This is a genomic window from Aliterella sp. E5.1, from assembly GCF_057473825.1.
This window is the reverse complement of record NZ_JBYCCV010000311.1, coordinates 1-1,835: the sequence shown is the minus strand read 5'-3', so window position 1 is coordinate 1,835 and position 1,835 is coordinate 1. Positions and strand designations below refer to the sequence as shown.

Below are 1,835 nucleotides of genomic sequence, written 5' to 3'. Positions count from 1 at the left end.
TTTGAATCACCCGTTCAATTTCTTTCTGCCGACCCACGACTGGGTCCAGCTTGCCCTCAGTGGCTAACTGGGTAAGGTTAGAGCCAAACTCATCTAGGGTGGGGGTCTTGGTGCGTCCTTGACTACTGCCGGCAGAGACTTCGGCGGTCTCGCCTAGCATGCGAATCACCTGCGTCCGCACTTTAGACAGATCAACCCCAAGGTTTTCTAGCACCCTGGCAGCGACTCCCTCCCCCTCGCGAATCAGCCCCAAAAGCAGGTGCTCTGTGCCAATATAATTGTGCCCGAGTTGGCGCGCCTCTTCTAAAGACAACTCAAGCACCCGCTTGGCCCGAGGAGTGAATGGAATCTGAACGGCAACGAAGCCAGAGCCCCGACCAATGATTTTCTCAACCTCAATCCGAGCGTCTTTGAGATTTACCCCCATGGATTTCAAAACTTTGGCAGCGACGCCGGTTCCTTCTCCGATCAGACCCAAGAGGATCTGCTCTGTTCCCACAAAGTTGTGTCCCAAGCGCCGGGCTTCTTCTTGGGCCAGCATGATCACTTTGATGGCTTTTTCTGTGAAGCGTTCAAACATGGCGTATTCCCACTACCTGCTGCGTGCTGGTGAAGCCAATTTTAACACAGGGAAAATTCCCAACTGGCATCTGTTCAAGATATCTGACAATCACTAAACTCAACCACATTGATGATAGAAACTTAGCTGAAGTCGATCTCTTTGCTCTATTCTATCTACTTGGTTTTAGGATTTCCCGCTCTTGGGATCAATTTACGGGAATCTCTTTTTTCGGGTAGGGAAACCTCTCCTACCCAGGGGCGGCAGTTTTTGTCCAGGGTTTAGGAGAGTAAATTGGGTGCGGAGCGCTAAAATTCCTATCTCTGCCAAAATTAACGGAGCATTACGGAATTTTTCCTCTGGAACGCACAACCGCACAAATGTTGATTACGTGGCAAGCCACGGGGAATCTAACCCAAAGAGATTGAACTGGAGAAATTAAGGCTGAAGGCCCGAAAACTTGAATAATTGCCCGAGTGGTAAAAATTGATACGACAACCAAAATTTAATGGGTAAAAATGCTTAACCAAAGTGTAAATTTAATTTGGAGGTTCGCCGTGCCAGTTTTATGCCGTCACCGAGCTGAAAAAGCCCTGGAACGCCGTTGGCAAAGACCCGTCAGCCGCAAAGAAAGCACCACATTAGTGACTGCTTTAATGAATTCAGAAGCCGCCAGTGCCCATATTTTTTTGATGCAAAATTTGGGACTGCGCCTCAGTGAAGCCGAACAAATTTATCAAAGCTATGCCCCGGCAAGCTGTACTTGTGATCCAGAAGCAGACGTGTCCGTAGCTTGAGGAGCCAGCGAATTCTAAATCTGCGGGGGGGCAGAATCGGCTGGTAGCAGATTACCAAACTGTATCTTGAGGTAGTCTGCTTCCATTTTGGCCCCTGTGGGTTGAAGGGCAGCCAGGGCTTGGGGCAAGACCAAGTTTCGACGGTGATTGCCAATCCGAATATTTAATTCGTCCGCAGTTTTACTCAGTTCTACTTGATTTTTAGGGATGCCAGGTAGGTAAAGCTCCAGGCTGAACTGCCCTTGATCTTGCACCACCCGCAGGGTTGTTTCTTTGTAGTAAACCTGAGCTGGATCTTCATCGGCGTAGAGGGTTTCTTTGAGCCGCTCTAGGGCTGCAAACCCACACATCTCTTCGGAATAAAGCGGGACTTCTTTGACCGGCAAAGGCCGAAAATTTTCATGGATCTGGTGGCGATAGTCCTGCTGGTTTTCCTTCCAGCGGGCAAAGAAGGGATCGGTAACTTCGTCGGGGATAAT

The 1,835-nt window shown here is 49.3% G+C and carries 3 protein-coding genes; 1 reads left to right on the top strand and 2 read right to left on the bottom strand.

The features are described 5' to 3' along the window. The coding region (locus AC2VE5_RS26670; protein WP_486890558.1) for a Clp protease N-terminal domain-containing protein at positions 1–580 on the bottom strand (580 nt) is incomplete at its 3' end. Between the two features lie 536 nt (positions 581–1,116). Between AC2VE5_RS26670 and AC2VE5_RS26665 the strand changes: the two genes are divergently transcribed. Then, complete coding sequence (locus tag AC2VE5_RS26665) at positions 1,117–1,356, top strand: hypothetical protein (protein WP_486890557.1); 240 nt, start codon at positions 1,117–1,119, stop codon at positions 1,354–1,356. Positions 1,357–1,370: 14 nt separating this feature from the next. Here AC2VE5_RS26665 and AC2VE5_RS26660 read toward each other — a convergent pair. Continuing rightward, a partial coding sequence (locus AC2VE5_RS26660; protein ID WP_486890555.1) for an ArsA family ATPase occupies positions 1,371–1,835 on the bottom strand: 465 nt, incomplete at its 5' end.